Genomic DNA, 26,028 nt, shown 5'->3' on the forward strand with positions numbered 1-26,028 from the left:
TATGAAACTTATTGAACAAATGTTGCAAGAACAAAATCTTGAAGTGGCACCACCAAAGAAAATGCTCATTACAGACCTTACTCCAAGAGACGGTCAGCAGTGTAAACTTGCCACAAGGGTAAGGACCGATGATTTGCTTCCTCTTTGTGAAAAGATGGATAAAGCTGGTTTTTACGCTGTAGAAGTATGGGGAGGCGCCACTTACGACGTTTGTCTTAGATATCTGAAAGAAGATCCGTGGGAAAGGTTAAGACGCATAAAAGAGGTGATGCCCAATACAAAACTTCAGATGCTTTTTAGAGGTCAAAACATAGTAGGCTATAAACCAAAATCCGATAAAGTTGTCAAAAAGTTTGTAGAAAAAGCCATAAAAAACGGCATAACTGTGTTTAGGGTGTTTGACTCATTAAACGACAACAGAAACATCGAAGTGGCTTGCAAGGCTATAAAAGAGTTTGGTGGCGAGGTGCATGCTGAAATTAGCTACACCAAAAGCCCAGTACATACGCTTGAAAAATGGATGGCTTACGCTGATGAGCTAATAGATTTAGCTCCAGATTGGATATCTTTCAAAGATGCTACAGGTATATTGATGCCTTTGGATACCTACAACATTATAAGAGGTATAAAGAAAAAAGTCGGTGATAAGATAAAAGTACTTCTTCATAACCACGATATGAGTGGTACAGCTATCATGAACCATATAATGGCAGTGTTGGCTGGTGTTGATATGCTTGATACTGTTTTATCACCTTTGGCTTTTGGTTCTTCTCACCCAGCTACCGAAAGTGTGGTGGCAGCTTTACAAGACACACCTTATGATACTGGTATAGATCTAAAGATATTGGATGAACTTGCAGAACTCACAAGACAAATAAAGAGAAAGTATAGAAAATACGAAACCGAGTACGCAGGTGTAAATGCAAAAGTGCTTATACATAAAATACCTGGTGGCATGATATCAAATATGGTGGCCCAGCTAATAGAAGCAAACGCTGCAGATAAGATGGAAGAGGCTTTGGAAGAAGTACCTCACGTAGAAGCAGATCTTGGTTATCCACCACTTCTTACTCCATCTTCTCAAATAGTAGGTGTGCAAGCAGTTTTAAACGTCATCACCGGTGAAAGATACAAAACCATCACAAAAGAAGTGAGAGATTATGTAGAAGGCAAGTACGGAAGACCACCAGGTCCAATATCAAAAGAACTCGTAGAAAAGATATTAGGTCCTGGAAAAGAACCAAAATTTGATATAAGGGCTGGTGATTTGGCGGACCCAAATGACTGGGATAAGGCTGTGCAAGAGTCTGGGCCTTTGGCAAAGTCTGAAGAAGATATACTTCTTTACGTGCTTTTCCCAATGCAGGCTATGGAGTTCTTAAAAGCCAGAGAAAACGGAGAACTTACCCCAGATATAGCTATAGATACTGCAGATATAGTGGAAACGAAACCAGGCACCGTTGAAAATGCAGCTCCAGTGGAGTTTGATATTACATATCACGGTGATAAATTTAAAGTAAAAGTAGAGGGTGTGGCTCCAAGTCAAGAGCCTGGAAAACCTAAAAAATATTACATAAGAGTGAACGGAAAGCTTGAAGAGATACAGCTTTATCCTATAGCAGAAGCTCTTGTTTCTGGTCAGGCTAAACAAGGTGGAGCTGCCCAAGCGTCTGGTAGTGCAAGACCAAGACCAGAAAAAGAAGGCGATGCAGTACCACCTATGCCAGGTAAAGTTTCAAAGATTTTGGTAAAAGAAGGTGATAAGGTAGAAAAAGGACAAACGGTGGCTATAGTAGAAGCTATGAAGATGGAAAACGAAATACATGCTCCTATAAGCGGTATAGTAAAGGGAATATATGCTCAACCTGGTGAGAATATTACTCCTGATGAAGTTATTGTAAGGATAGAACCAGCTTAATATTGTTCGGCGCGCCATAGCATATGGCGCGTTTTATGATTACTAATATTTTTAAAATGAATCGTAATTATATATTTAGTTTATCAAGTATGTATTGATTGTTTTTAAGTGCTAACTAATTTAGGAGGTATTTATGGCTTTTAGTCTTGTTATCAAGATCGGTGGAGAAGGCGGAGAAGGTGTGATCTCTGCTGGGGATTTTTTAACGGAAGCTGCGGTGAGATCCGGTTATCATGTGGTGAATTTCAAGAGCTTTCCCGCTGAAATTAAAGGCGGTTATGCAAATTCCACTGTGAGAATATCAGATGAGAAACTCTATAGTACAGGCGATGGATTTGATATCGTTTGTTGTTTTAATGCAGAGGCCTATGCTTACAACAAAAAGCATCTGAAACCTGGAACCGTGCTTGTTTATGATTCTTCGGATTTTGAACCAGAAGAGCACGAAGGTGTGATTATGTACCCGGTGCCTCTTTCTGATATAGCAAAAAATCAGATCAAGGCTTATATTACAAAAAACATAGTAGCTCTTGGGGCTCTCACTGGCTTGTTTAATTTGCCTGTTGAATCTTTAAAAGACTCTATAAAAGCAAAATTTTCAAGAAAGGGTGAGAAGATAGTTTCTATGAACTATCAAGCTTTAGAGGCTGGTATAAACTATATAAAAGAAAACCTTGTTAAAAAAGATGGCTTTGAGTTCCCACCTGCTGTAGGCTTAAAAGATGTGGTGATAATGGAGGGTAATCAATCTGTAGCTAAGGGTTGCGTGGCTGCTGGATGTCAGTTTTACGCAGCTTACCCTATAACACCCGCTACGTCCGTTGGAAACTATATAGTGGAAGATCTAATAAGAAAAGATGGCTGGCTTTATCAAGCGGAGGATGAAATAGCGTCTTTGGCTATGGCTATAGGTGCTTCTTTCGCTGGTGTAAAAGCCATGACAGCCACTTCTGGTCCTGGTCTTTCACTCATGTCAGAACTTATAGGTTATGCTGGTATGACAGAGACTCCTGTGGTAATAGTAGATGTACAAAGGGTAGGTCCGGCTACAGGTATGCCCACAAAGCATGAACAAGGGGATCTATACCACGCTGTGTATGGTTCTCACGGTGAGATACCAAGGGCTGTTCTAGCTCCAATATCCGTGGAAGATAGCTTTTATATGTCTGTTGAGGCTTTTAACTTGGCAGAAAAATATCAAATGCCAGTTATCATGCTTACAGATGCGGCTATGAGCTTAAGGGCTGAGGCTTTCCCAACCCCAGACTTATCCAAATTGAACATAGTAAATAGACTTTTCTATAACTCAGAAGAAGACAAAGAGCAAAAGTTTATAAGACATGGAAGATTTTTAAGGTATGCTCTTTTTACCGAAGATGGTATCACACCTATGGGTATACCAGGAGACCCAAACGCCATACACGCTATAACAGGTCTTGAAAGACAAGAAAATTCGGATCCAAGAAACAGACCAGACATAAGAACCTATCAGATGAATAAACGTTTCAAAAAACTTGAGAAACTCTTGGAAGAGGACTACGATAGGTTTATAGAAATAGATGCTCCTTACAAAGATGCCGATATAGGTATCATCACTTGGGGTCTTACAGCATCCATCACAAAAGAAGCAGTACATAGGTTAAGAAGCAGAGGTCTAAAGATAAATGCCATGTATCCAAGGCTTTTATGGCCAGTAAAAGAAGAGGTTTTTGATGCTTTTGCTAAAAGCTCAAAACGCATATTGATACCAGAAACCAACTACTATGGGCAACTTGCCACTGTCATCAAAGATAGAACCCATATAAGACCCATATCATACAACATTTATAGAGGAGAGCCTTTTATACCAAAAGAAATAGAAGATATAGTGGACTTTTTGATGGAAAATCAGGAGATAACAGAAGGAAGGTTTACTCCTGAGCATATTTACGGTAAAAAAGCTTACGGTTTAATTTAAAGGAGGTTTTATGGAACAAGAGTTGGAGCTTCAACCAGCGGATTATAGAAGCGATATAGAACCCACATGGTGTCCAGGATGTGGGGATTTTGGTGTTATAAGCGCCATTACAAAAGCTCTTTCAGAGCTTAAAATAAGACCAGAAAACGTAGTATCTGTATCTGGTATAGGATGCTCCTCTAGAGCACCTTTGTTTTTGAAAAACTACAGTATGCATGTACTTCATGGTAGAGCTATACCCACCGCTATAGGTGTAAAGCTTGCAAACCCAAATCTTACTGTCTTAGTGGAAGCTGGAGACGGGGATTTATTTTCTATAGGTTCTGGCCATAACCCACATGCGGCTAGAAGAAACATAGATATCACGGTACTTTGTATGGACAACCAAGTGTATGGTCTTACTAAAAATCAAATATCACCCACTTCAAGAGAAGGACTTTACGGCTCTTTAACGCCTTATGGTTCTATAGATAAGCCAATAAATCCTATATCCTACATGCTTACTTTTGGCGCTACCTTTGTGGCTCAAACTTACGCTGGTAACCTCAAGCACATGAGCGATGTTATCAAAAAGGCTATATCCCATAGAGGTTTTAGTTTTGTAAACATCATATCTCCATGTCCTACATACAACAAGGTAGACACTTTCAAATACTACAAGGACAAGACTATAGATATAAACGAACAAGGCCACAATGATATCCAAAATCTCCAAAAGGCTTTAGAGCTTGCCACAAGGGACTTAGAGCACTATTACAACGAATCTGCTAAAGTGCCAATAGGTATTTTCTACAAAAAAGAAGAACCCACTTATCACGATAGAGAAAATGAGATAAAAGCAAGATACAAAGCTTCAAAGGATATAAACCCTCAGATTTTCATAGATCAGTGTAAAGTGCTGCCTGTATGAAATTTTTAGATAGGATAAAAGCAAAAGATTTGACGGAGTGCGACTTTTCAAATGAGGTATTAGAGGGCTTAAGCCTTGAGGGCTTAAGCCTTTGTTTTTCTACCTTTACCTGCGCTAGTTTTAAGGCTGTAACTTTCAAAGATGTAGACTTTACCGAGTGCTTTATACCAGAAGCTGATTTTGTAAACTGTAAGTTTATAAACTGCAACTTTGAGAGGGCAAATTTTCAAAGGACCACTTTTACAAAATGCTGTTTTGAAAACTGCTCTTTTAGATATACCTTTATGGGTCTGGTAAAGTTTATAAATTGTGATATAATGAACTCCAGCATGGAAAATGCTCAAATACTTGATGGTGCTTTTGTACGTACACATTTAAAAAATGTGAATTTTAAAGATGCTATATTAAAGGGTTCTCACTTTCAAGAAAGCTCATTAGAAGATATAGATTTTATAAACACAGATTTAAGGAGTGTTAATTTTAAAAGCTCAACACTAGAGAATATAAAAGATGTAGAGGCAAAATTTTACGGCAAAAAACCTTGGGGTGGTGTATCATCAGAAAATCATCCACTAGACGAATACAACTCAGAAGGAGTGGATTGATGGAAGAAAGTCCCATTGAAGAGCATGCCAAAGAACTGATAGAAGAGACTATAAAAGAGGAAAAAGTCAAAGAGAAATGGCTCTTGTGGGTATCTTTAGCCACTACAATAATGGCCGTGTTAAGCGGTCTTGTTAGTATGCAATCTGAAATATACGTTACAAAGACCATAGTGGCAAAAAACGATGCGGTACTTTTGCAGAACAAAGCCACAGACCTTTGGAACTACTATCAAGCTAAAGACATGAGATATCATATGTATACCATAGCAAACTATATAAGAGAAAATCCAAAGTTTGAGGAATATATAAAAAAATACAAAAATCAAAAAATAGAAATAATGAAAAAAGCTAAAGATTTAGAAAAACAAGTTGAGCAAAAGACCATTCAAAGTGAACATTATTATGAAAAGCATCATATGTTTATGATAGTACAACTTCTTTTACAAATAGGTATTGCGGTGGCTTCAGTTTCAGCCCTTACCAGAAGAAAAGAGTTTTTCTACATTTCTTTGATATCCGCTTTTATAGGTTTTGCGCTTTTTGTATACAACATAGCTTTTTAGTAAAAACGTTGTATAATACATTTTATGGCATCCACTAAAGATATAGCAAAACTCTTTAAAGAGATGGCTCTGGCGGCGGAGTTTCTGGGGGAGAACAAATTTAGAGTGTTGGCTTATCAAAAGGTAGCAGACATTCTTTTTGAAATAGATAAAGATATAAAAAGCGTAGATGAGCTAAAAGAGTATCTTACCACAAACCAAATACACGGTATAGGGGAATCTTCTTTAGAAAAGATAGAAGAGTATCTAAAAACTGGCCGTATAAAAAAACATTATGAGTTTTTGCAAAAAGTCCCAAAAGAACTTCTTGATATAATGGATGCTCCAGGTATTGGGCCCAAGACTCTTAAGACCCTTTATGATGTTTTTGGCATAAAAAACAAGGAAGAACTTTTAAAAGCTTTAGACGACCCACGTATAAAAACCATAAAAGGCTTTGGTCCTAAAAAGATAGAAAACATAAAAAGAGGTATAGCTCTTTTTGAACAATCAAAAGAGAGGATGTTTATAACAGAAGCCTATTCTTTGGCTCAAGACATACTTAGCTACATGAAAGGCTGTAAAGAGATAATAAACATATCGGTGGCTGGTTCTTTAAGGCGCATGAAAGAAACCATAGGGGATATAGATATACTAGTGTCTACCAAAAAAGAAGATTTTCCAAAGGTTCATGAGTATTTTAAAGCTTATAAAGATATGGAACAAGTCATTGGAAGCGGTGAAACAAAGACATCTATTCTTCTTAAAAACTCAAAACAAGTGGATTTAAGGGTTTTAAAAGAAGAAGAATGGGGTTCAGGCCTTCAGTACTTTACAGGCTCTAAAGAACACAATATAAAGATAAGGGATATCGCAAAAGAAAAAGGTTACAAAATAAGCGAATACGGTATTTTTGAAATATCTTCTGGTAAAAGGCTTGGTGGTGAAAAAGAAGAAGATATTTATAAGATTTTGGATATGGTGATGCCCCCGCCTGAGATAAGAGAAGATAAAGGTGAGATTGAACTTGCCATGCAAGGCATAGTACCAGAGTTAGTGGGTTATGATGATATAAAAGGGGATTTTCATATGCATACCACATACTCAGATGGTAAAGCCTCTTTAAGGCAGATGGTACAAGCATGCTACGAGCTTGGGTATAGGTATATCGTAATATCAGATCATACCAAATCTCTAAGAGTAGCAGGCGGTTTAGATGAAGAGGGCTTTAGAAATCAATGGAAAGAGATAGAGCAAGTCCAAAAAGAATACAAAGATATGACTTTACTAAGGGGCTGTGAGGTGGATATATTAGAAGATGGGTCTTTGGATTTGCCAGATAGCTTTTTAGAGGAGTTTGACTATGTAATAGCTTCTATACACTCTCACATGTCACCGAGCACTGATAACACAAAGCGCGTTTTAAAAGCTTGTCACAATAAATACGTAAATCAGATAGGCCATCCCACTGGTAAAAATTACGGCTATAGAGATGGATACATACTAAATATGGAAGAGGTTATAAAAGCAGCCCTTGATACCAACACGGCGTTAGAGCTAAACATTCCAAGAGCAGATTTATCACCAGACAACATAAGGCTTGCAGTAGAAAGAGGGGTAATAATAAGTATTGTTACAGATTCTCATTCTTCTTCTTATCTTCGGTTTATGAAAGTAGGGGTTGGGCTTGCAAGAAGAGGTTGGGCTTTGAAAGAACGCGTTTTAAACACAAAGCCCTTAGAAGAGGTGAGAGCTTTTGTCCGAAAAAAGCGCTAAGATACTTCTTGCCCCGCCAAACGCCGATTTAGATGCTTTGAGTTCTTTGTATGGTTTATCGCTTTTAGAAAAAGACGCAAAACTTTTTTACACATCTTTTAGTCCAAAAGCCAAAAAACTCTTTGAAGATATAAAAGATAGATTTAATATTTTAAAATCTTTAGAGGGGCTAGAAAATATACATATTTTTACAGTGGATTATTCATCTATAGATTTTGTTTTTGGGCTTTTAAAAAAAGAAAAGATTAAAAAAATAACGCTGTTTGATCATCACATAAGACACATAGAAAAAGAACCACTTGTGGAAGCTTACATAGATGAAACTCTTGGGGCTTGTACTACGCTTATAATAGAGTATATCATCAAAAAACAAATCCCCATATCAAAAGAAGATGCTTCAATATTATTATGCGGTATATACGACGATACAAACTATTTTTCCATAAAAGATATAAGCCCAAGGGATTTTGAAGCGGCTTCTTATCTTATAAAAAAGGGTGCTGATATAGAATTTGTAAACAAATATGTAAAATCTTACATAAGCCTAAAAGATTTGATTCATGTAGAAGAATATCTAAAGAGTTTGGAGATTTTAAATATAAATGGCAAAAAGATAGGTTTTATAGTGCTTGACACTACTCAAGAAAGTATAATTGATAATTTAAAAGATCTAAAGGAGCTTGAAGATCTCGATGCTTATTTTATCATTATGTCCTCTTCTATAAATACCTATGTGGTAGCACGCTCAAAAACTATAGATGTAGAAAGCATTTTATCAAAATTAGGAGGGGGTGGTCATACGCTTGCCTCTGGTTTAAAACTAAACTTTGTATCTTCTAAAAAATTAAAAAGTATCATTTTGGAGCTTTTAAAAGAAGAAAACCCAAAGATAACCTTAAAAGATATCATGACAAAACACCCACTTACCCTAAAAAAAGATATGAGTGTGGAAGAGGCTTTTTATACGCTTTCAAACTTCAAAATCTCAAAAGCCCCGGTTTTAGATGAGAATGAACATGTAATGGGTGCTATTACCAAAAAGGTATCGGCAAAGGCTTTGGATATTTCAAAAAAAAGCAAAGTACAAGAGCTTTTAGTAAGTATACCGCTTTTAAAAGAGGATGATTTTATTTGGGAGGCCGAGAAAGTGTTTTTAGAAAATCCTTTGGTACCTATGATAGGGGTATTGGACAAAGAAGGAAAGTTAGTGGGTATAATAACAAAATCAGATCTTATAAGACATATTACCGGAGATGAGGAGCAAAAGATTTCCACTAAGCGTATAAACACCCCATCATATATGATGGATATTATTATGGATATCAAAAGCGTTATACCAAAAGGCGAAAAGCTTTATTTAGTGGGGGGTGTGGTAAGGGATATCATTTTAAATAGGCCTTCTTACGATATTGATTTTGTTTTTGAAGGGGATATAGATCTATTAGAGCAAAGCTTAAAATCTCATGGTATAAAAACCCATAGATTTCTTGGTTTTAACAGCGTTCATTTTAAATACAAAGGTTTTAAGATAGAAATCTCAAGCACTAGAAGAGAGTATTACGAAATGGCCGGCGCTTATCCAGTGGTGTCAAAAGCCTCTTTAAAAGAGGATTTGTTTAGAAGAGATTTTACTATAAATACGCTTCTTCTTTCTCTTGATGAAGAGGATTTTGGTACTGTGATAGATTATTTTGGAGCTTTAAACGACATAAAAAATAAGATTATAAGAGTTTTACACCCACTTAGTTTTATAGAAGATCCAGTTAGAATATTAAGAGCTATAAGATTTGAGGCCAAACTAAACTTCAAACTTTCAAAAGACACCAAAAGACTTTTAGAAGAGACTTTACAAAAAGGTATGCTAAAATATGCTCCAAAAGGTAGAATATTCAATGAGCTAAAAATAGCCCTTCAAGAAAAAGAGTTTGAAAACATTTTTGAAACTTACAAAAAATACGGCATCATAGAATCTTTGTTTGAATACAAACCAGATTATATTTATATAGAAGAAAAATCTAAAAACCTCAAAATGTTTTCTGATTGGTATTTATTAGAGTACAAAACCCCTTTTAAAGAGGCCTCTTGGATATTTTTTTGGCTTTTAGTAAAAAACGCTCCTTCTTTAGAAGAGATTTTAAAAGGTATAAGCGCCCCGGCTTTTGTTTACAAATTTGTTGAGATCAACATCAAACACATTATATCAGAGATTTTAAAGGCCAAAAAACCATCGGAATTGTACATTATTTTAAAACCCTTTAGTCTGGAGGAATTAGCTCTTTTTGCCACCGAAGGAAACGTAGATGTTATGAACCGTATAGTAAAATATCTTTCTCATCTTAAAAACCTAAAACCAAATATAGATATAAGTTCTATACCACCAGCGGATCGTTCTAAAGTTATTGAAGAATCAAAATTAATTGAGATGGACAAAATTTATAGTCTATGATATAATATTTAGATGGCTGGAGCAGTAGTTCAGCCGGCCCAGAACGCCGGCCTGTCACGTCGGAGGTCGCGGGTTCGAATCCCGTCTGCTCCGCCATCTTAATTAACGTAGGGCCTGTAGCTCAAAGGCAGAGCAGACGGCTCATAACCGTCCGGTTGGAGGTTCGAGTCCTTCCAGGCCCATGCTTTTTCTCATATTATCTAACTGACAATTTCATCTTATTTTTGTAGCTTTCGTCCTTTTCATTTGACTTTTAAGATGGTAAACTTAAAAATATGAAAGAAAATCTATTTACTCCATTAGAGCTTAGGTCTTTGGTTTTAAGAAATTGTATTGTTATGTCCCCTATGTGCATGTACTCTTCAGAAGATGGCTTTGTAAACGATTTTCATATAGCTCATTATGGTTCAAGAGCAGCTGGGGGCACTGGTCTTATTTTTACAGAAGCTTGTGCCGTATCTCCTGAGGGTGTTATATCAAAACAAGACCTTGGTATATACAAAGATGAGCATATAGAAGGTTTAAAGCGTATAGTAGATATATGTCATGGCTTTGGAGCAAAAGTAGGTATACAGCTAGCTCACGCTGGTAGAAAAGCTTTTGGAGGAAGACCCTGGGATAATCTTCAGAGGTTTGGTTATGATGAGCTTGATTTAATAGCGCCAAGCCAGGTAGCCTTTGGTCCTAATTGGAAAACTCCCAAAGAGATGACCAAAGAAGATATAAAAAATATCGTAGAAAAATTTGTGAAAGCTACCCAAAGAGCTTTAAAAGCTGGTTTTGATGTGATAGAAATTCATGCGGCCCACGGATATCTTTTAAACGAGTTTTTATCACCTGTTACAAATAAACGATCAGATGAATACGGTGGGACTTTTGAAAACCGTATCAGGCTTTTAATAGAGATAACAGAAGCTATAAGAAGCATCGTACCCGGTGAGATGCCACTTTTTGTCAGGATATCGGCAGTGGATCATGTGGATGGTGGATGGGATTTGGAAGATTCTATCGCACTTTCTAAAATCCTAAAAACCAAAGGCGTTGATGTGATAGACTGCTCTTCTGGTGGGATAGCTTTTGGAGCACCGCCAAACGATTATTACAGAGCCCATCAGATAGTGTTTTCAGAAACCATCAAAAAAGAAGTGGGCATAAAAACGATGGCAGTGGGTGGTATCACATCCTTTGATATGGCAAACGAGATTATAAAAAACAAAAGAGCAGATCTTGTGGCTATAGGTCGTCTTTTCTTGCAAGAGCCATACCTTCCTATAAAGTGGGCTATGTCAAGAAACATCAAGATAGATATTCCAAATCAGTATCAAAGAGGATATTATTTGGATGTTTGATATAATTTTCTAAAATATACATCTTGAACACATAAACCGTGGCATACTTGTAAACCGTGGCAAACTTGCTTGTCTGAAAAGTGTTTTTACTACTCTGTATTCCTATCCTATCTTGATCTATATATATTATTATGTTAATATATGTTAAAATATTATCTATGCCATTAAAAAGAGAGGGGTTAGAACGTTTTTATATATTTGTTATAACTTTGGTTTTTCTTTTTATATCTTATCAGCTTCATGAAATTGAAGTTAAACTTTCTAAGTCTATAATAAATATCGTTTATAACCAAACCCAAGCTACAGTTTCCAATATAGCTTTAAAAGTAAACAACAAATCTTACAAGGAGCTTGACAACTATCTTCCGCTATTGCTTTCAAAAGATATACAGAGAGTTTTTGTGCTTGCCTATAAAAACGGTATTTTATACAGCGTAGAGGACTTACCAAAACATGGTATTAGCTACCCACGGGTTTTTATGCCAACTACAGATGAAAAATATGTTATATTAAAAGCTATAAAAACTGATATACCTTATGTAAAATACCATGATACTATAGAAAACGTGGGTTTTTCTCTTTACTACCCACTAAACGTCTTGATACACGATAAACCCTATAAAGCATTGATAATAATAGATTATAAACTAAGCACGTTAAATAGTCTAAAAGATACCTTAGCGAGGATAAAAATAGGCATAATACTTATCGATATAATGTCGTTGTTGTTTTTGCTGACTATAATATTTTTGCTTTTCAAAACAAGAGCTTACAAAATAGAATCTTATATAGATGAACTTACAGGTTTACCAAATAGAAAACTACTTAAAAATATAAAAAACCGTCAAGAAGATTACGTAGTTGCTATGTTAGATATTGACTTTTTTAAGAGAATAAACGATACGTATGGACACGATGCTGGGGACATAGTTCTAAAAGAGGTAGCTCAAGCTATAAAAAGCTCCATAAGAGAAGATGATATTGTTTTAAGATGGGGCGGCGAAGAGTTTTTGATACTTTTAAAATGCAAACACCATGAGGCTTGTTTAAAGACTTTAGAGCGATTGAGGATAAAAATAAAATCTATTGATATTAATATCAACAATTACAATATAAAACTTAGCGTATCTATAGGGATATGTTTAAAAGCTAAAAACTTGGATGAAGGTATTAAAAAAGCCGATGAAGCTCTTTATAAGGCAAAAAGAAGCGGCAGGGATAGAATAGAGATTTATGACGATAAAAAAGCTATTACTTTTTAGTTTGTTTTGTGTTGAATTTATCGTCTCTTTAGGTTTTAGTCAAAACATAAGTAAGCTTTTGTCTATGTACAACAACAAATCTGATTTATCTTATCAGACAAGAAAAGAGAGTTTAGGACACTGGATTATCATAACAAGGCAAGATTTACGGCGCATGCAAGCATATACCCTTGAAGATGTGCTGAAATCAATTCCAATATTTAACTATGGGCCAAATGAAAGCGGGAACTACTCTCTAACGCTAGGTGGGTTTTCTTACGATTATTACAACCAATTTGCTATTTATATAAATGATCATCTTGTAAACTCTGGTTTTAACGGAGATTTCGATCTGTATGCAGATTATCCTTTAAACGACGTTGATCATATAGAAATATACATTGGCCCAGCTTCTGTCATTCTTGGCAATGTGCCGAAACTTGTTATTATTAAGATATACACTAAAAAACCATCGAGGGAGAATATATCATCTTTAAGAATCACTCTTAACTCAAGAGGTGGCTACAATGTTGGGTTTTCTAGTGCAAAACCTATAAATAAAAACTTTTCTTATTCTTTTATGTACGATCAAGCCTACGAGGCCTTCCAAAAGTTTAACGTACTCAATATAGAACATTCAAGAAACGCCTTTAAACAATACGCTTTTTTAAACCTAAATCACAAAGGATACACACATTTTTCTAACTGGCATATTGATATAAGCGCTGTTAGATCAAAACAAAACGTATTTGTAGGGGCTGAATTTGTAAATCCAGTGGGTGGTATAGACAAAGACCAAGATGCCTATATATCCTTTACAGATTATTTCGATAAAAGCCTAAAAATTCACTTTGCTTTAGACATGGAACATAAAGATAATTATAAAAATTCATTTGATTTCCCTCTTTACATACCATATGCTTTAAATCAAGGAGAAATACCCATTTTTTACAATTTAAATGCAGATATATACAAATACTCTGGGGATATACTAAAGACCTTTACCACCGATAAGAATAAACTTATAATAGGCTCTGGTTTTCAGCTTTTAAACTTTAATATAGATAACCTAAGTTACAACAATATACCTATAAATTCTTTAAATAAACCTACTCATAGAAACTATTACACTGCTTACATAGAAGATCAGTTTAATATAAACGATAGAAACCTTTTGCTTGGAGATTTAAAGTTTGATAGGTCCTCTTACAACGGGCATTTTGGAAACTCTGATTATTCTGCAAGAATTGGTTATATATCAAAACCCAAAAATAATATAACGTTTAAAGGTTTCATTTACAAAACTTATACCCCTCCTTCTTTTCAAAATATTTTATACAGCGGACCTTATCATCTTAACAATGTAAAATATAAAGGTTTAAGCTTTGAAACAGATTATAATTTTTCAAGAGATAATATTAGATTCTTATACGCCTACATAGATATGAGAAATACTATAGAACCAAGCTTTAACTATCCTTATGGTTATTACAACATGTCATCTCCTATATATATGAACATATTTTGGCTTTCAAACACTTATTTTATAAATTCTTTTAACAAGATAGAATTTGATTATTTCGTTAATAAACTTAACAAATCATATCATTCGCCAAATGAAGGGTTTTCTATAAAACTTTTTGATAGGTATAAAAATATATATTTTTACAATGAACTTGTATACAGAAGTCCTTTTGATGGGTATTTTGGTATAAATGAGCCCTCCACATACATGTGGGATAGTGCCATCACTTACCATATAAACCCTTATTACAGCATAACGCTAAAAGCTCAAAACATACTAAACAGCTCTTACAAGGTGCCAATTATCGTATATGATCAAAACGGCAATCCAAGTGGTTTGTACAACGTAAACGCCTATCCTACGACTTTTTATATAAGCTTAGAGAGACTTTTCTAATGAGGCTTTTGCTAATTCTTGTTATCATACCCTATATAAGCTTAGCTTTTCAGATAGAAAAGCATGTCATACTCTCGAGGTTAATAGAGAAAATAGCTATAGCGCTAACCCGTAAAAACCATCCGAAAATATGCCAAGACGGTGTAAATATTAGTCCTGTAGCTCATTATTTTAGGTATGCTAGTTTTACTTTAAATTGTAACAATGCAGATATTGTGGTATCTAACTCTTATATACCAGCTTTTCACAAGCCCTTTTTAGCGATGAGTTATAATGCTTTGTTTAAAAATCCCGATGCTGTAGCTGGGCTTTATTGGCTCGATGGAAGATATCAGCTTGTGTTTGTAAAAGAAAGACTAAGAAGGTTTGGTATAAATCTACCAAAAGATTATAAACCTTTTGAAGTAAGCATAAAAGATTTAATTTTCTAAATTAAACAAACCTTCTAAATGCTAAAATATTTTGTATGATAGAAAGATATACAAGAAAAGAAATGGCTGAAATATTCTCCAATTTAAACAAGTATAAGAAGTGGCTTGAAGTAGAGTTATCTGTTTTATATGCTATGGCAGAGCTTGGTATAATACCAAAAGAAGCTTACAAAGTTATAGATAGTAAAGCATATGTGGATGAAAGTGTAGAAAAGAAAATAGATGAGTATGAGAGGATATATAAGCACGATGTGCTTGCTTTTGTAAGTGCCATAGGAGAGCAGCTTGGTGAATATTCAAAGTATTTTCACATGGGGCTTACATCTTCCGATATCTTAGATACAGCTCTTAGTTTAGTACTAAAAGATGCTATAGATAGCATAATAATTGATATTGATATAGTTTTGGAGCTTTTAAAAGAAAAAGCTTTTAGATATAAAGACAGTGTTATGATGGGAAGAACCCACGGGGTGCATGCAGAACCTATAAGCGTAGGGCTTAAATTTGCCTCTTGGTACGATGAGTTAAAAAGGCAAAAAGAGCGCCTTCAAGTGGCAAAAAAAGATGTATTAAAAGGGAAAATCTCCGGAGCAGTAGGTACGTTTTCAAACGTAGACCCAGAGGTAGAAAAAATAGCCCTTCAAAAGCTTGGGCTTGAACCAGAACCAGCTCCCACTCAGATAGTGCATAGGGATAGACACGCTTATCTTATGAGTGTACTTTCTTTGATAGGCTCTTCTTTGGAAAAGTTTGCCACAGAGATAAGACATTACCAGAAAACAGAAGTCCTTGAAATGGAAGAGCCTTTTTCAGAATCTCAAAGGGGATCTTCTGCCATGCCCCATAAGAAAAACCCAATACACGCCGAGAGAATATGTGGACTTGCAAGAGTTATGAGAGCAAACATGATAGCCGCTTTTGAAAATATAGCCCTTTGGCACGAAAGAGATATATCTCATTCATCAGCGGAGCGTATCATAATACCAGATACTTTTATAGGCCTTGATTATATGTTTGGGCTTTTTGAATACATATTGAAGGGCTTGAAGGTAAATACGGATAGAATGCTAAAAAATATGGATATTTCAAAAGGTCTTTACTTTTCTTCAAAAGTTCTTGTTTATCTTATGCAAAAAGGTGTAGATAGAGACAGCGCTTACGATATAGTAAAAAGATGTGCTATGAGAAGCTGGGATGAAGAGATTATGTTTAAAGATGCTCTTTTAGAAGACAAAGAAGCCTCCAAATACCTTACAAAAGAAGATCTAGATAAGATAATGGACCCTTATGAATTTATAAAACATAGGGATTATATATTTAAACGAGTTTTTGGATGAGCTATTTTGCTAAAAGCCTAAAACCAATCTTTGAAAAGACTGTATACCCAATTCTTGTTTTTTTAAAAGAAAAAAACATAGACCCAAACACAATTTCTCTATCCGGGGTTGTTGAAATATCGATAGGTTCTTTTTTTGTTTATGAAGGGTATAATCATATTGGAAGCTTGATTCTTCTAATAGGTGGGCTGTTTGATGCTTTGGACGGAGCACTTGCTAGGCTTACAAACAAAAGCTCTTCCTTTGGTGCTTTCTTAGATTCCACTATAGATAGATTATCAGATGCTTTACCAATAGGTGCTATTATACTTTTTTTCTCAAAAACTCAAGATATAGAAGGTGTATTTTTTGGGCTTTTAGCATTGGTGTTTAGTTTTACAGTAAGCTATACAAAAGCTCGTTCTCATAGTCTTGGTGTTGATATTCCGGTGGGTTTTTTTGAAAGGACGGAGCGTTTTGGTACAATAGTAATATTTACATTTCTTGGGTTTTATAAACTTGGGCTTTTGATAGTAGGCATAGGGGCTTTTTATACAACCTTAGAAAGAATATTTTACGCAAAAAAACATCTTTCTTAACCCATATAACCCATATACTTTACATACTCTGGTTTTGTTCGCCAGTTTGTAGCTTCTACCGTTAGCTCTAAGAATACCCTTTTCCCAAGTAAAAATTCAAGTTCTTTTCTAGCTTCCATGCCTATTTTTTTAAGATTTTGACCGTTTTTACCTATAATGATAGGTTTTAGATTTTCTCTATCTACTAAAATCCTAGCTTTTATTACAATCATGTCTTTGTTGTTTTTGGCAGGTTCTATAGAATCTGTTATTACCATTACAGAATGAGGTACTTCTTGATATGTCCTTTGAAGGACTTTTTCCCTTATAATCTCTGACACATGAAGTCTTAAAGGCAAAGAAGCGTCTTCTTCATGTTCAAACATCTTGATCTCTTGTTCTGGTAAGTATTTTACGATTGTTTTTAAAAGCTCATCTATATTTGATTTTTGGTAGCGCTCACTGGGACTATTTCTTCTAGTGCAAAGGTTTTTGACACCTCTTCTATAAGCTCTAAAACCTGTTCTTTTGATATACCATCTATTTTGTTTAAAACACCTATTATTTTTTTATCAGAGTAATCTCTTTTTAGGATTTTAAAAAGATTTAAATCCTCTTCGGTAATACAAGTTTTAACATCAAATACAAACAAAAGCACGTCAACATCTTCCAAAGATTCTTTGGCAGCTTTTACCATGTATTCTTCCATGAGGTCCTTGGGTCTTTTCATGAATCCAGGAGTATCTACAAAAATAATTTGAGCATCTTCTAAATTTTTTACACCCATAACTCTTATACGGGTGGTGCCAGCTACGTTAGATACTATGGATACTTTTTTACCGAGTATAGCGTTTAGCAAAGAAGATTTCCCTGCGTTTGGCTTTCCTATTATGCTTACAAATCCAACTTTCATCTTTTGATTATAGCAAAAAGCGGATATCGCTATCCGCTTTTATATTTTAGTTTAGGCTTTTAAGCTTTGATGCTACAGATGTAATATAGCCTAAGAAAGCTTCTTCAGGCTGAGCACCTACAAACTCTGTAAGTCCATTGTTTAACACAATCTTTGGCACTCCTACCACTTGAAATCTTTCCGATAGGTCCATATTTTCTGAAGCATCTATAGCTTTTGATGTGATATAGTCGTTGGCTATTGCAAATTTAAAAGCTGTTATGGCAGCAGCAGGACAATATCCACAAGAGGTGGTTACAAACACCATTATATCTATAGGTACATCTACATCTTTTAATATCTCAAGGGTTCTTTCTTTAAGTCCAGGATCTCTTTGAGATACCTGGATAATACCATGTATAAGTGTATTAAACTCAAGACCTGCTGGAAGACCTATATATCTTATGCCATAATCTTTTTCACCTTCTATTGCGAGCGTTGGCACTCTTTCTATACCGTAGGAAGAGGCTAGTTCTTGGTTGGTAAGCGGTGAAACAATCTCCAAGGAGAGCTTATCTCCACCTACCTCTTTGACTTCTTGCATCAACTGTTCTGTTATGCCACAACTCTCACAACCTATAGCCTGTGAGAATAGCTTTAGCTTTACGGGTTCCTTGAGGTTCTTTTCAAATATGTCCTTTAACTGTGCCCTTGTTTCTAAGTCTAAAAGCATAAACACCTCCTTAAAGGATAAAAAATTTATTATATTAATATAATCTTTTTTCCGTGATAAATCTATAGATAATCTGCTAAATATTGAGCCGTGACAGTATCCATCGTTGGTACATGTATTATAAGCCAAGGTACAAATTTTTGTTCTAAGTAGTTTGTTATTAGCTCTTTATTTTTAGTGGCGTAGAAATCCTCTTTTAATTTGTTTAGTTCAGACATCCTCATTTCATGCTCTTGCCTGTGCATAGGATAGGCAAAAAATCCTGTCTCTTTCATGGCGTTGTTCTCAAATTCAAAATGATAAACTACATCTGCTAAAAAATCTTCAAAAAGTTTTTCTATGCGTTCTATGGGTTCGTTGTTTTTTATCGCGTCGTAAAGCTCATTGAGAAGGTCTATTTCTTCAAAGTGTATATCGTTCATTTCCATCAAAGCTACCTGCGGTATCCTTTCCTTTGGTAAAAGCATAAATACCTCCTAAAATTTCTTGCTTGAAATAAGTAAATGTTAATTTATATTTTGTACTTGATTTGTCAATATGCATTTTATCACTACAAATACATTGCTTTTATATTATTTTACATATATTTGTTATATCTTGCGCTTTAAATTTAGATATAATATTTATTTAGCTTTTTAGGAGTGAAGATATGGAATTGATGCTTGGTAATCAAGATAAGGTATACGATGTAATTATAATAGGTGCAGGTCCGGCTGGTGCTTCCGCCGCTATTTATACCGCTAGGGCTGGTCTATCTACGTTGGTGCTATATAGGGCTGAAGCTGACGGAGCTTTGGGCGTTACTCAAAAAATAGAAAACTACCCCGGCATAAGAGGTCCTTTGACGGGTTTTGAGCTTTTAAAACTAATGAGAGATCACGCTAAAGCCTTTGGTGCAGAATTTCAAAGAGGTAAAGTTATAGCCACATCTTTAGAAGATGAGATTAAAAGCGTTTATACAATAGAGGGAAAAGAATACAAAGGAAGGGCTATCATAGTCTCTTCCGGGGCTATGGAAAGGGTCCACAAGTTTCCCGGTGAAGAGGAGTTTTTGGGCAAAGGAGTATCTTACTGCGGTGTTTGTGACGCGGCTTTTTTCAAAGATAGACTGGTGGCCGTTGTAGGTGATGATGATTATGGTCTAGAAGAGGCGGAGTTTATCGCCCGTTTTGCTTCAAAGGTTTATTTTGTAGTACCCTCTTCTAAGATTAGAGCACCTCAAGAAGAGATCGAGCATTTTTTAAGCCTTCCAAACGTAGAGATACTTCTTCATACAAGACCTGTTAAAATTGTTGGCGATAGTCTTGTAAAAGGGCTTCATGTGAAAAAGCTATCCGCTGGTGAGGAAACCACGTTGGAAGTAGATGGTGTTTTTATATTTATAGGTGGTAATAAACCTTCTGTGGATTTTCTCATGGGGCAAGTTAAGATGAATGAGCACGGTTGTCTTGAAATAAACGAAGAGATGATGACTTCTGTACCAGGAGTATTTGCTGCCGGTGATATATTATGCACCAACATAAAACAAGCTGTTATAGCGGCTGCCGACGGGGTAAAAGCGGCTTTGGCTGTTGATAAGTACCTAAACAAAAAATCTAAAATTACATCTCAGTGGTAATAAAGGGGGTTATATGAAACATCTTACTAAGAAGCAATTGGAAGAGTTGAAGAAAAGGCTTTTGGAAGAAAGGGCAAAGATAGTAGCCAGATACAACGAAAAATTAGAAGTTCAGAAACGTGTATCCGAAGAGGCAAAAGAGCCTCAAGATTTAGAGGATTTGGGCCAAATAAACTATACAGAAGAGCTTTTAGAGTCTCTTTCTCAAAGGGATATGGAAGTACTCAAAGAAATAGAAGCGGCTCTAAAGCGTATTGAAAATGGGACTTACGGTATATGCGAATGGACTGGAGAGTTGATACCTTATGAAAGACTAAAAGCTATACCCTGGACAAGGTTCACCGCAAAAGGGGCCGAAGAATACGAAGAGACTATGGGTACATCAATGACCAACAACACATATGAGCCACCTGTAGAAGATATAACTATAGAAAGGGATGATATAGGGGAAGACTGAATATGCTTTACAAAAATAGCGTTTCTTGGCTTTTAGAAAAAAAGATAAAACCCTCTGAGATATTGGAAAGTTTTAAGAAAAGAAAAGAGGCCTTTGAACCAACGATAAAAGCTTTTGTGACGGACCTATATGACCAAGCTTATGAAACGGCAAAAGCCTTAGACAATCAAACACCAAAAGGTAAGTTGTTTGGTATACCTATAGCTATAAAAGATAATATAAACGTTGATGGATTTCCCACTACTTGTTCCTCAAGGATGCTCCAAAACTATATATCTGTCTACGATGCTACGGTGATTAAAAGATTAAAACAAGAGGGAGCTATTATAGTAGGTAAGACCAACATGGATGAATTTGCAATGGGTTCTTCTACAGAGTATTCAGCTTTTTTTCAAACAAAAAACCCTTGGAATATAGAGTATGTACCTGGGGGGTCTTCTGGAGGCTCTGCTTCTTCGGTAGGTGCCAGCATGGTGCCACTCTCTCTTGGTTCTGATACGGGCGGGTCTATAAGACAGCCAGCTTCTTTTTGTGGTGTTATAGGTTTAAAGCCCACCTACGGTAGAGTATCAAGGTACGGTCTTGTGGCTTTTGCTTCTTCTTTGGACCAGATAGGGCCTTTTGGTAGATACACAAAAGATGTAGCTCTTCTTTTAGAAGTGATATCTGGTTACGATCCAAAAGATAGCACCAGTGTCAATGTAGAAGTTCCTTCTTTTTCTAAAAACCTAAAACCAAGGACAGAGTTAAGAGTTGGTATTCCGAAAGAGTTTATGGCTTACAAGATAGGCAAAGAAGTAGAAGAATCTTTTAAAAACTTTGTAAAGTTTTTAGAAGAAAACAAAGCCACCATAAAAGAAATATCTTTGCCACATATAGAGTACGCTATCCCAGTTTATTATATAATAGCACCAGCTGAAGCCTCTTCAAACTTAGCTAGGTTTGACGGGGTGAGATATGGCTATAGGGCGAAAGATTTTCAAGATCTCTTTGAACTTTATGCAAAAACAAGAGATGAAGGTTTTGGCCCTGAGGTCAAACGCCGTATCATGCTTGGGACTTATGTGCTTTCTTCTGGTTATTACGAAGCATATTATGGTAAAGCTATTGCAGTTAAAAATCTAATAAAAAGAGAATTTCAAGAAGCCCTAAAGGATGTGGATGTTATATTAAGCCCCACTTCTCCTACACCACCTTTTAAGTTTGGCGAGAAACTAAACGACCCAATATCGATGTATCTTTCTGATATATTTACAGTTTCTGTAAATTTGGCAGAGCTCCCAGCGATATCTATACCATCTGGGTTTACAAAAGATGGACTGCCCATAGGTGTACAAATCATAGGAAGAGCTTTTGACGAGCAGACACTTTTGGATGTATCCTACGCTTGGGAGCAACATTTCCATCACTATGAGCGTATATCAAATGTATGCTAACCTTAAGTTTGGATACTTCTAGTAGCAATGTATCTTTTTGTTTATTGAAAGACTCAAAACCAGTATTAAGCTTTTATAAAAAAACCAACGAAAAAACGTTGAGCTTATTGCCGTTTTTGTTTAATACTTTTGATATAAAACCAGCAGAGATAGATGCTTTTTTTGTATGTATAGGTATAGGTTATGCTACTCCGCTTAGAATAGGTATAAACTTTACAAAGGCCATATGTGTAGCCCTTGAAAAACCGATATACTCTTTTATAAACATAGATGCAGTGGCAAAAACAATGTTTTCAAAAGATAGCTTGTTTCTTTATAGAAAAGTTTCAAACGCCTATGTTGGTGCTTATTATGAGAAAGGATATAGAGTATCTGATATAGAAGAGTATAAAGAGCTTCCAGATGTCCCATCAAAAGATATAGAAGAGTATGAACATATGTTTTCTTATCTTGGTTATGAGGCTTTTAAAGAGGAAAATCCAAGCGATATATTTTTTGTAGAACCTATATATACAAGACCGCCTACAAGGGTCTTTTGATGAATGAAAGATTGCTAAAAGATCTTTTAGAAGGACTAAATGAAGAGCAGCGGAGGGTGGTTTTATCAAACGGAAAACCCATTTTGGTGGTGGCCGGGGCTGGTTCTGGTAAGACTAAAACGATAATACACAAAGCCCTTTATCTTATATTTAACCAAGAGTATAAGATAAGAGGAAGTAGGCTTTTGATGATAACCTTTACCAACAAAGCCGCCAACGAGATAAAAGAAAGGATACAAAAATACGCTAGTGTATTGGGTAAAAATATAAACATAGAATGGATTGGTACGTTTCATTCTGTGGCTTCAAGAATTATAAGAAAACATCATGCAATATTTGGGCTTTCAAACGATTTTAGAGTGCTTGATGAAGAAGATTCAGTAAGGCTTTTCAAGAGCATATTAAAAGATCAAGATATAAAAAAAGATGAAGCTAAAAAGCTTTACATAGCTGTAAACCAAGCTATAGAAGGTATAAGATTTTTAGACGAAGACAACAAGTTTGATAGAAAAGTGTTGGAACTTAAGGATATATTTTTAAACGCTATGATAGAGACAAGCGCTGTTACATTTTCATATCTTATGGGAGCTTTTAAGGATATGCTCCAAAAAGATGGGGCTTTTAGAAACTACTATCAGAATTTTTTTGATTATATCATAGTGGACGAGTTCCAAGATACCAACACCGCTCAGTACGAGATAATAAAACACATATCAAAAAAAGACAACATATGCGTGATAGGAGACCCAAACCAATGCATTTACGAATGGCGTATGGCTCACCCAGACAACATAATAAGCTTTATAGAAGATTACAACCCAGAAATAATAAAATTAAACATAAACTATAGATCATCAAGCGAGATATTATCTTTAGCCAATGATGTTTTAAAAAATTCAAAAGCCAAATGGAAAGAGCTGGTACCTATTTTAAAAAGTCATAAAAAAGAAAATCAAACTTATCCAAAACCTGTTATAACGTTTCATCCAAACGAAGAAAAGGAAGCAGAGTGGATAGCTAAGAAAATAGAGGAACTTAGCAAAAGCGTACCATTGGAAGAAATAGCTATCCTTGTGAGAGTAAACTATATAACAAACTTTTTAGAACAAGCTCTTGTAAAAGCAAAGATCCCTCATAAGATAATAGGTGCTTTGAGATTTTTTCAAAGAAAAGAGATAAAAGATATACTAGCATACTTGCACCTTGCTATAAATCCAAAAGATAGCATATCTTTTCAAAGAGCTATAACAAATCCCAAAAGAGGCATAGGAGAAAAAACGGTAGAGAAAATTATAAACCTCTCTAAGCAAAAATCTATAGACCTAATCCAAGCTACAAAGTATGTTTTAGGTAATAAGCTTTTTGAAGAAAACGACTTTATAAAGGCTATGGAAAGATTGGTTTATAACTTGGAAAAGGGACAAGCTAAAGATAGAAATATATCTTTTTATGTGGAAAAGCTTATAAACGACATAAGATATTTTGAGTATTTGGAGCAAGAGTACAAAGAAGATTATCAAGAGCGCATCGATAACGTAAAGGAGCTTTTAAGATTTTTTGAAATAGAAGCCCAAAAACATCAAGAAAATCAAAAAGAAAGGTTAAAAGAGCTTTTACAAGAGATTTCTTTAATGGAAGAAGATGAAAAAGACAACTCAAAAGCCGTTAAAATTATGACCGTTCACAAGGCAAAAGGTTTGGAGTTTGAAGCTGTTTTTATGCCAAGGCTTGAAAATGGTATACTTCCTCATTCTTCAGCTTTTAGCGATGTGCTTGATATGGAAGAAGAAAGAAGACTTTTATACGTTGGTATTACAAGGGCAAAAAAGTATTTGTTTTTAAGTTATACTGCTGCTGGTAAAGTTAGCGATTTTATAAACATTATGGACAAAACCTTGCTGGACACATCGTTTTTGCCTAAAGATACCCTTAAAGATCAAAAAGTAAGAACCCTAACCCATTACGAGCCTATATCTTATAAAAGCTCAAAAAATAAAGTATCAAAAGTAGATATAAAAGTTGGAGATAGTGTATTTCACGAGGTTTTCGGAGAGGGCGTAGTTTTAAACATATCAAACGGCGTAGCAAATGTGAGATTTAAAGATAAAGATAGAACCATTGTAAAAGAATTTCTAAAACCTCTATGAGATTAAAAACTATAAAGCGTTTTGTTTTCAGGATGTTTGAAGTTCCATCTTCTACTGCCTATAAAACTTACCAACCTATAAGCATATTTGTAGTGCTTTTATCTATAGTACTTGGGCTTCTCAACGAGTTTCACGCTTTACATGAAGATCTTTACTCTATGGCTTTTGTGTTTGATTTTGCCGCATCTTTCGTAATAGCTTTTGAATATATATCAAAGCTTTGGCTTTCTAGCAATTTTACAAAAGACTTTTTAAAAAATAAAGATGAAGGTATTTTTATCGCTTTTTTAAAAGCGTTAAAACCAAAGCTTTTATGGATGTCAAAACCATCATCTATAATAGATTTTATATCGATATTTCCAATATTCCATCCTTTGAGACTTGTTAGGATTGTTGTGCTGGTGGCTAGGTTTTTTAAAATCTCAATACAGTATAAAGATTTGTATAAGACTTTATTTACACATATTACGGATATTATAAATGAGATACTTGGTATTTTGGTATTCATTTTCATAAGTCTTGCATCTTTGATCATAATTTTATTCTCTGTAGAGAAAAATGCCCACAACCCTCATATGCACAATATTTTTGATGCTTTTTACCTTGCTATGATAACTGCTACCACGGTAGGATATGGAGACATAACGCCTATTACCACCGTGGGAAGAATCGTTGCAATACTTATAGCACTTATCGGTTGGTTTTCTTTTTCCATTATCACCGCTTTTGTGAGCTCTGGGCTTATAAGATATATAAATTTGTTAAAAACAGGAGGTATAATAATGGCGGATTTAAAAGACCATGTAATAATAGCTGGATGGACGGAGACAAGCTCTTATATGATAGAAAAGTTAAAGCATAAAAAAGACAAGCCTTTAGTGGTGGTTATAAGCAATCAAGATTTAAACTTAGAAGGCGGATTTATATATAAAAAGGGGGACTTTGTTAAAGAGCAGGTGCTAAAGGATGTAAAAATAGAATTTGCTAGACAAATAAACATATTCCCAGAGCTTTTTCATGATCTTGATGCCGAGTCTATAGATGCAAGATCTATATTAACTGCTGTAGTAGCAAGAGGTTTAAACAAAGATATAAAGATAAATCTTCAGCTTTTAAAAATAGAAAATGCAAAGACTTTTAGAAGAAGAAACATAGCCGATGATATCATAGTGAGCGGTGAAATATTGGGAGATATGTTCTTAAAAGATTTATGATA

At 35.2% G+C, this 26,028-nt stretch carries 23 protein-coding genes and 2 tRNA genes; 21 read left to right on the forward strand and 4 right to left on the reverse strand.

Features of this window, described 5'->3' with window-relative positions:
• Position 1 precedes the first annotated feature (1 nt).
• The 15 genes from HY04AAS1_RS07240 (at position 2) to HY04AAS1_RS07310 (ending at position 17,011) form a co-directional block, all read left to right on the forward strand.
• Positions 2-1,918: a pyruvate/oxaloacetate carboxyltransferase gene (locus HY04AAS1_RS07240; protein WP_012514476.1), complete on the forward strand. Its 1,917-nt coding sequence runs from the start codon at positions 2-4 to the stop codon at positions 1,916-1,918.
• Between the two features lie 133 nt (positions 1,919-2,051).
• Positions 2,052-3,875 (forward strand): 2-oxoacid:acceptor oxidoreductase subunit alpha, encoded by a 1,824-nt coding sequence (locus tag HY04AAS1_RS07245; protein WP_012514477.1) that lies wholly within the window; start codon positions 2,052-2,054, stop codon positions 3,873-3,875.
• A gap of 10 nt (positions 3,876-3,885) precedes the next feature.
• Positions 3,886-4,785 (forward strand): 2-oxoacid:ferredoxin oxidoreductase subunit beta, encoded by a 900-nt coding sequence (locus HY04AAS1_RS07250; RefSeq protein WP_012514478.1) that lies wholly within the window; start codon positions 3,886-3,888, stop codon positions 4,783-4,785.
• Entirely contained in the window at positions 4,782-5,390 is a 609-nt protein-coding gene (locus HY04AAS1_RS07255; RefSeq protein ID WP_012514479.1) for a pentapeptide repeat-containing protein, read from the forward strand. The genes HY04AAS1_RS07250 and HY04AAS1_RS07255 overlap by 4 nt, the downstream gene beginning before the upstream one ends.
• Positions 5,390-5,953 (forward strand): DUF4337 domain-containing protein, encoded by a 564-nt coding sequence (locus tag HY04AAS1_RS07260; RefSeq protein WP_012514480.1) that lies wholly within the window; start codon positions 5,390-5,392, stop codon positions 5,951-5,953. The genes HY04AAS1_RS07255 and HY04AAS1_RS07260 overlap by 1 nt, the downstream gene beginning before the upstream one ends.
• Positions 5,954-5,977: 24 nt before the next feature.
• Entirely contained in the window at positions 5,978-7,708 is a 1,731-nt protein-coding gene (gene polX / locus HY04AAS1_RS07265) for a DNA polymerase/3'-5' exonuclease PolX (RefSeq protein WP_012514481.1), read from the forward strand.
• Positions 7,689-10,154 carry a CBS domain-containing protein gene (locus HY04AAS1_RS07270; protein ID WP_012514482.1) on the forward strand — a complete coding sequence of 822 codons (2,466 nt, stop codon included), beginning with the start codon at positions 7,689-7,691 and terminating at the stop codon, positions 10,152-10,154. The genes polX and HY04AAS1_RS07270 overlap by 20 nt, the downstream gene beginning before the upstream one ends.
• 18 nt (positions 10,155-10,172) lie before the next feature.
• Positions 10,173-10,250 (forward strand) — tRNA-Asp (locus tag HY04AAS1_RS07275).
• 14 nt (positions 10,251-10,264) lie between these two features.
• Positions 10,265-10,336, forward strand: a tRNA-Ile gene (locus HY04AAS1_RS07280).
• A 93-nt stretch (positions 10,337-10,429) separates the two neighbouring features.
• Positions 10,430-11,503 carry an NADH:flavin oxidoreductase/NADH oxidase gene (locus HY04AAS1_RS07285; RefSeq protein ID WP_012514483.1) on the forward strand — a complete coding sequence of 358 codons (1,074 nt, stop codon included), beginning with the start codon at positions 10,430-10,432 and terminating at the stop codon, positions 11,501-11,503.
• Between the two features lie 158 nt (positions 11,504-11,661).
• Positions 11,662-12,765 (forward strand): GGDEF domain-containing protein, encoded by a 1,104-nt coding sequence (locus HY04AAS1_RS07290; protein WP_041308094.1) that lies wholly within the window; start codon positions 11,662-11,664, stop codon positions 12,763-12,765.
• Entirely contained in the window at positions 12,737-14,665 is a 1,929-nt protein-coding gene (locus tag HY04AAS1_RS07295) for a TonB-dependent receptor plug domain-containing protein (protein ID WP_012514485.1), read from the forward strand. Before HY04AAS1_RS07290 ends, HY04AAS1_RS07295 begins: the two co-directional genes overlap by 29 nt.
• Positions 14,665-15,096 carry a hypothetical protein gene (locus HY04AAS1_RS07300; protein ID WP_012514486.1) on the forward strand — a complete coding sequence of 144 codons (432 nt, stop codon included), beginning with the start codon at positions 14,665-14,667 and terminating at the stop codon, positions 15,094-15,096. Before HY04AAS1_RS07295 ends, HY04AAS1_RS07300 begins: the two co-directional genes overlap by 1 nt.
• Positions 15,097-15,131: 35 nt before the next feature.
• A complete protein-coding gene (gene purB, locus HY04AAS1_RS07305) occupies positions 15,132-16,433 on the forward strand; it encodes an adenylosuccinate lyase (RefSeq protein ID WP_012514487.1) in 1,302 nt (433 codons plus the stop codon).
• The gene (locus tag HY04AAS1_RS07310) at positions 16,430-17,011 is read left to right on the forward strand and encodes a CDP-alcohol phosphatidyltransferase family protein (RefSeq protein ID WP_012514488.1); all 582 of its coding nucleotides are present in this window, start codon (positions 16,430-16,432) and stop codon (positions 17,009-17,011) included. The genes purB and HY04AAS1_RS07310 overlap by 4 nt, the downstream gene beginning before the upstream one ends.
• Here the strand turns inward: HY04AAS1_RS07310 and HY04AAS1_RS08575 are convergent.
• From HY04AAS1_RS08575 to HY04AAS1_RS07325, 4 genes are all read right to left on the reverse strand, one after another.
• Entirely contained in the window at positions 17,008-17,376 is a 369-nt protein-coding gene (locus HY04AAS1_RS08575) for a KH domain-containing protein (protein WP_337954070.1), read from the reverse strand. The two genes, HY04AAS1_RS07310 and HY04AAS1_RS08575, sit on opposite strands and share 4 nt — an antisense overlap.
• Positions 17,377-17,426: 50 nt before the next feature.
• A complete protein-coding gene (gene era, locus HY04AAS1_RS08580) occupies positions 17,427-17,903 on the reverse strand; it encodes a GTPase Era (RefSeq protein WP_337954071.1) in 477 nt (158 codons plus the stop codon).
• A 46-nt stretch (positions 17,904-17,949) separates the two neighbouring features.
• Positions 17,950-18,615, reverse strand: coding sequence for a thioredoxin family protein (locus tag HY04AAS1_RS07320; RefSeq protein WP_012514489.1), 666 nt, complete (start codon positions 18,613-18,615; stop codon positions 17,950-17,952).
• Positions 18,616-18,677: 62 nt separating this feature from the next.
• Entirely contained in the window at positions 18,678-19,082 is a 405-nt protein-coding gene (locus HY04AAS1_RS07325) for a hemerythrin family protein (protein ID WP_012514490.1), read from the reverse strand.
• Between the two features lie 182 nt (positions 19,083-19,264).
• Between HY04AAS1_RS07325 and trxB the strand changes: the two genes are divergently transcribed.
• From trxB to HY04AAS1_RS07355, 6 genes are read left to right on the forward strand one after another with little or no spacing between them, the layout of a single operon-like run.
• The gene (gene trxB / locus HY04AAS1_RS07330; RefSeq protein ID WP_012514491.1) at positions 19,265-20,233 is read left to right on the forward strand and encodes a thioredoxin-disulfide reductase; all 969 of its coding nucleotides are present in this window, start codon (positions 19,265-19,267) and stop codon (positions 20,231-20,233) included.
• Positions 20,234-20,246: 13 nt separating this feature from the next.
• Complete coding sequence (locus tag HY04AAS1_RS07335; RefSeq protein ID WP_012514492.1) at positions 20,247-20,690, forward strand: TraR/DksA family transcriptional regulator; 444 nt, start codon at positions 20,247-20,249, stop codon at positions 20,688-20,690.
• Positions 20,691-20,692: 2 nt separating this feature from the next.
• Positions 20,693-22,126, forward strand: coding sequence for an Asp-tRNA(Asn)/Glu-tRNA(Gln) amidotransferase subunit GatA (gene gatA / locus HY04AAS1_RS07340; protein ID WP_012514493.1), 1,434 nt, complete (start codon positions 20,693-20,695; stop codon positions 22,124-22,126).
• Positions 22,120-22,665 (forward strand): hypothetical protein, encoded by a 546-nt coding sequence (locus tag HY04AAS1_RS07345; protein WP_012514494.1) that lies wholly within the window; start codon positions 22,120-22,122, stop codon positions 22,663-22,665. The genes gatA and HY04AAS1_RS07345 overlap by 7 nt, the downstream gene beginning before the upstream one ends.
• Positions 22,665-24,812, forward strand: a complete 2,148-nt coding sequence (locus HY04AAS1_RS07350; RefSeq protein WP_012514495.1) for a 3'-5' exonuclease — start codon at positions 22,665-22,667, stop codon at positions 24,810-24,812. Before HY04AAS1_RS07345 ends, HY04AAS1_RS07350 begins: the two co-directional genes overlap by 1 nt.
• Complete coding sequence (locus tag HY04AAS1_RS07355; protein ID WP_012514496.1) at positions 24,809-26,026, forward strand: ion channel; 1,218 nt, start codon at positions 24,809-24,811, stop codon at positions 26,024-26,026. Before HY04AAS1_RS07350 ends, HY04AAS1_RS07355 begins: the two co-directional genes overlap by 4 nt.
• Positions 26,027-26,028 lie beyond the last annotated feature (2 nt).

Source organism: Hydrogenobaculum sp. Y04AAS1 (assembly GCF_000020785.1).
GTDB lineage: Bacteria > Aquificota > Aquificia > Aquificales > Aquificaceae > Hydrogenobaculum.

Bases quoted from the DNA above. Each gene is read 5' to 3' on its own strand.
- HY04AAS1_RS07240 (WP_012514476.1), top strand. From the start codon at position 2: ATGAAACTTATTGAACAAATGTTGCAAGAACAAAATCTTGAAGTGGCA.
- HY04AAS1_RS07245 (WP_012514477.1), top strand. From the start codon at position 2,052: ATGGCTTTTAGTCTTGTTATCAAGATCGGTGGAGAAGGCGGAGAAGGT.
- HY04AAS1_RS07250 (WP_012514478.1), top strand. From the start codon at position 3,886: ATGGAACAAGAGTTGGAGCTTCAACCAGCGGATTATAGAAGCGATATA.
- HY04AAS1_RS07255 (WP_012514479.1), top strand. From the start codon at position 4,782: ATGAAATTTTTAGATAGGATAAAAGCAAAAGATTTGACGGAGTGCGAC.
- HY04AAS1_RS07260 (WP_012514480.1), top strand. From the start codon at position 5,390: ATGGAAGAAAGTCCCATTGAAGAGCATGCCAAAGAACTGATAGAAGAG.
- polX (WP_012514481.1), top strand. From the start codon at position 5,978: ATGGCATCCACTAAAGATATAGCAAAACTCTTTAAAGAGATGGCTCTG.
- HY04AAS1_RS07285 (WP_012514483.1), top strand. From the start codon at position 10,430: ATGAAAGAAAATCTATTTACTCCATTAGAGCTTAGGTCTTTGGTTTTA.
- HY04AAS1_RS07290 (WP_041308094.1), top strand. From the start codon at position 11,662: ATGCCATTAAAAAGAGAGGGGTTAGAACGTTTTTATATATTTGTTATA.
- HY04AAS1_RS07295 (WP_012514485.1), top strand. From the start codon at position 12,737: ATGACGATAAAAAAGCTATTACTTTTTAGTTTGTTTTGTGTTGAATTT.
- HY04AAS1_RS07300 (WP_012514486.1), top strand. From the start codon at position 14,665: ATGAGGCTTTTGCTAATTCTTGTTATCATACCCTATATAAGCTTAGCT.
- purB (WP_012514487.1), top strand. From the start codon at position 15,132: ATGATAGAAAGATATACAAGAAAAGAAATGGCTGAAATATTCTCCAAT.
- HY04AAS1_RS07310 (WP_012514488.1), top strand. From the start codon at position 16,430: ATGAGCTATTTTGCTAAAAGCCTAAAACCAATCTTTGAAAAGACTGTA.
- HY04AAS1_RS08575 (WP_337954070.1), bottom strand. From the start codon at position 17,376: ATGTTTGAACATGAAGAAGACGCTTCTTTGCCTTTAAGACTTCATGTG.
- era (WP_337954071.1), bottom strand. From the start codon at position 17,903: ATGAAAGTTGGATTTGTAAGCATAATAGGAAAGCCAAACGCAGGGAAA.
- HY04AAS1_RS07320 (WP_012514489.1), bottom strand. From the start codon at position 18,615: ATGCTTTTAGACTTAGAAACAAGGGCACAGTTAAAGGACATATTTGAA.
- HY04AAS1_RS07325 (WP_012514490.1), bottom strand. From the start codon at position 19,082: ATGCTTTTACCAAAGGAAAGGATACCGCAGGTAGCTTTGATGGAAATG.
- trxB (WP_012514491.1), top strand. From the start codon at position 19,265: ATGGAATTGATGCTTGGTAATCAAGATAAGGTATACGATGTAATTATA.
- HY04AAS1_RS07335 (WP_012514492.1), top strand. From the start codon at position 20,247: ATGAAACATCTTACTAAGAAGCAATTGGAAGAGTTGAAGAAAAGGCTT.
- gatA (WP_012514493.1), top strand. From the start codon at position 20,693: ATGCTTTACAAAAATAGCGTTTCTTGGCTTTTAGAAAAAAAGATAAAA.
- HY04AAS1_RS07345 (WP_012514494.1), top strand. From the start codon at position 22,120: ATGCTAACCTTAAGTTTGGATACTTCTAGTAGCAATGTATCTTTTTGT.
- HY04AAS1_RS07350 (WP_012514495.1), top strand. From the start codon at position 22,665: ATGAATGAAAGATTGCTAAAAGATCTTTTAGAAGGACTAAATGAAGAG.
- HY04AAS1_RS07355 (WP_012514496.1), top strand. From the start codon at position 24,809: ATGAGATTAAAAACTATAAAGCGTTTTGTTTTCAGGATGTTTGAAGTT.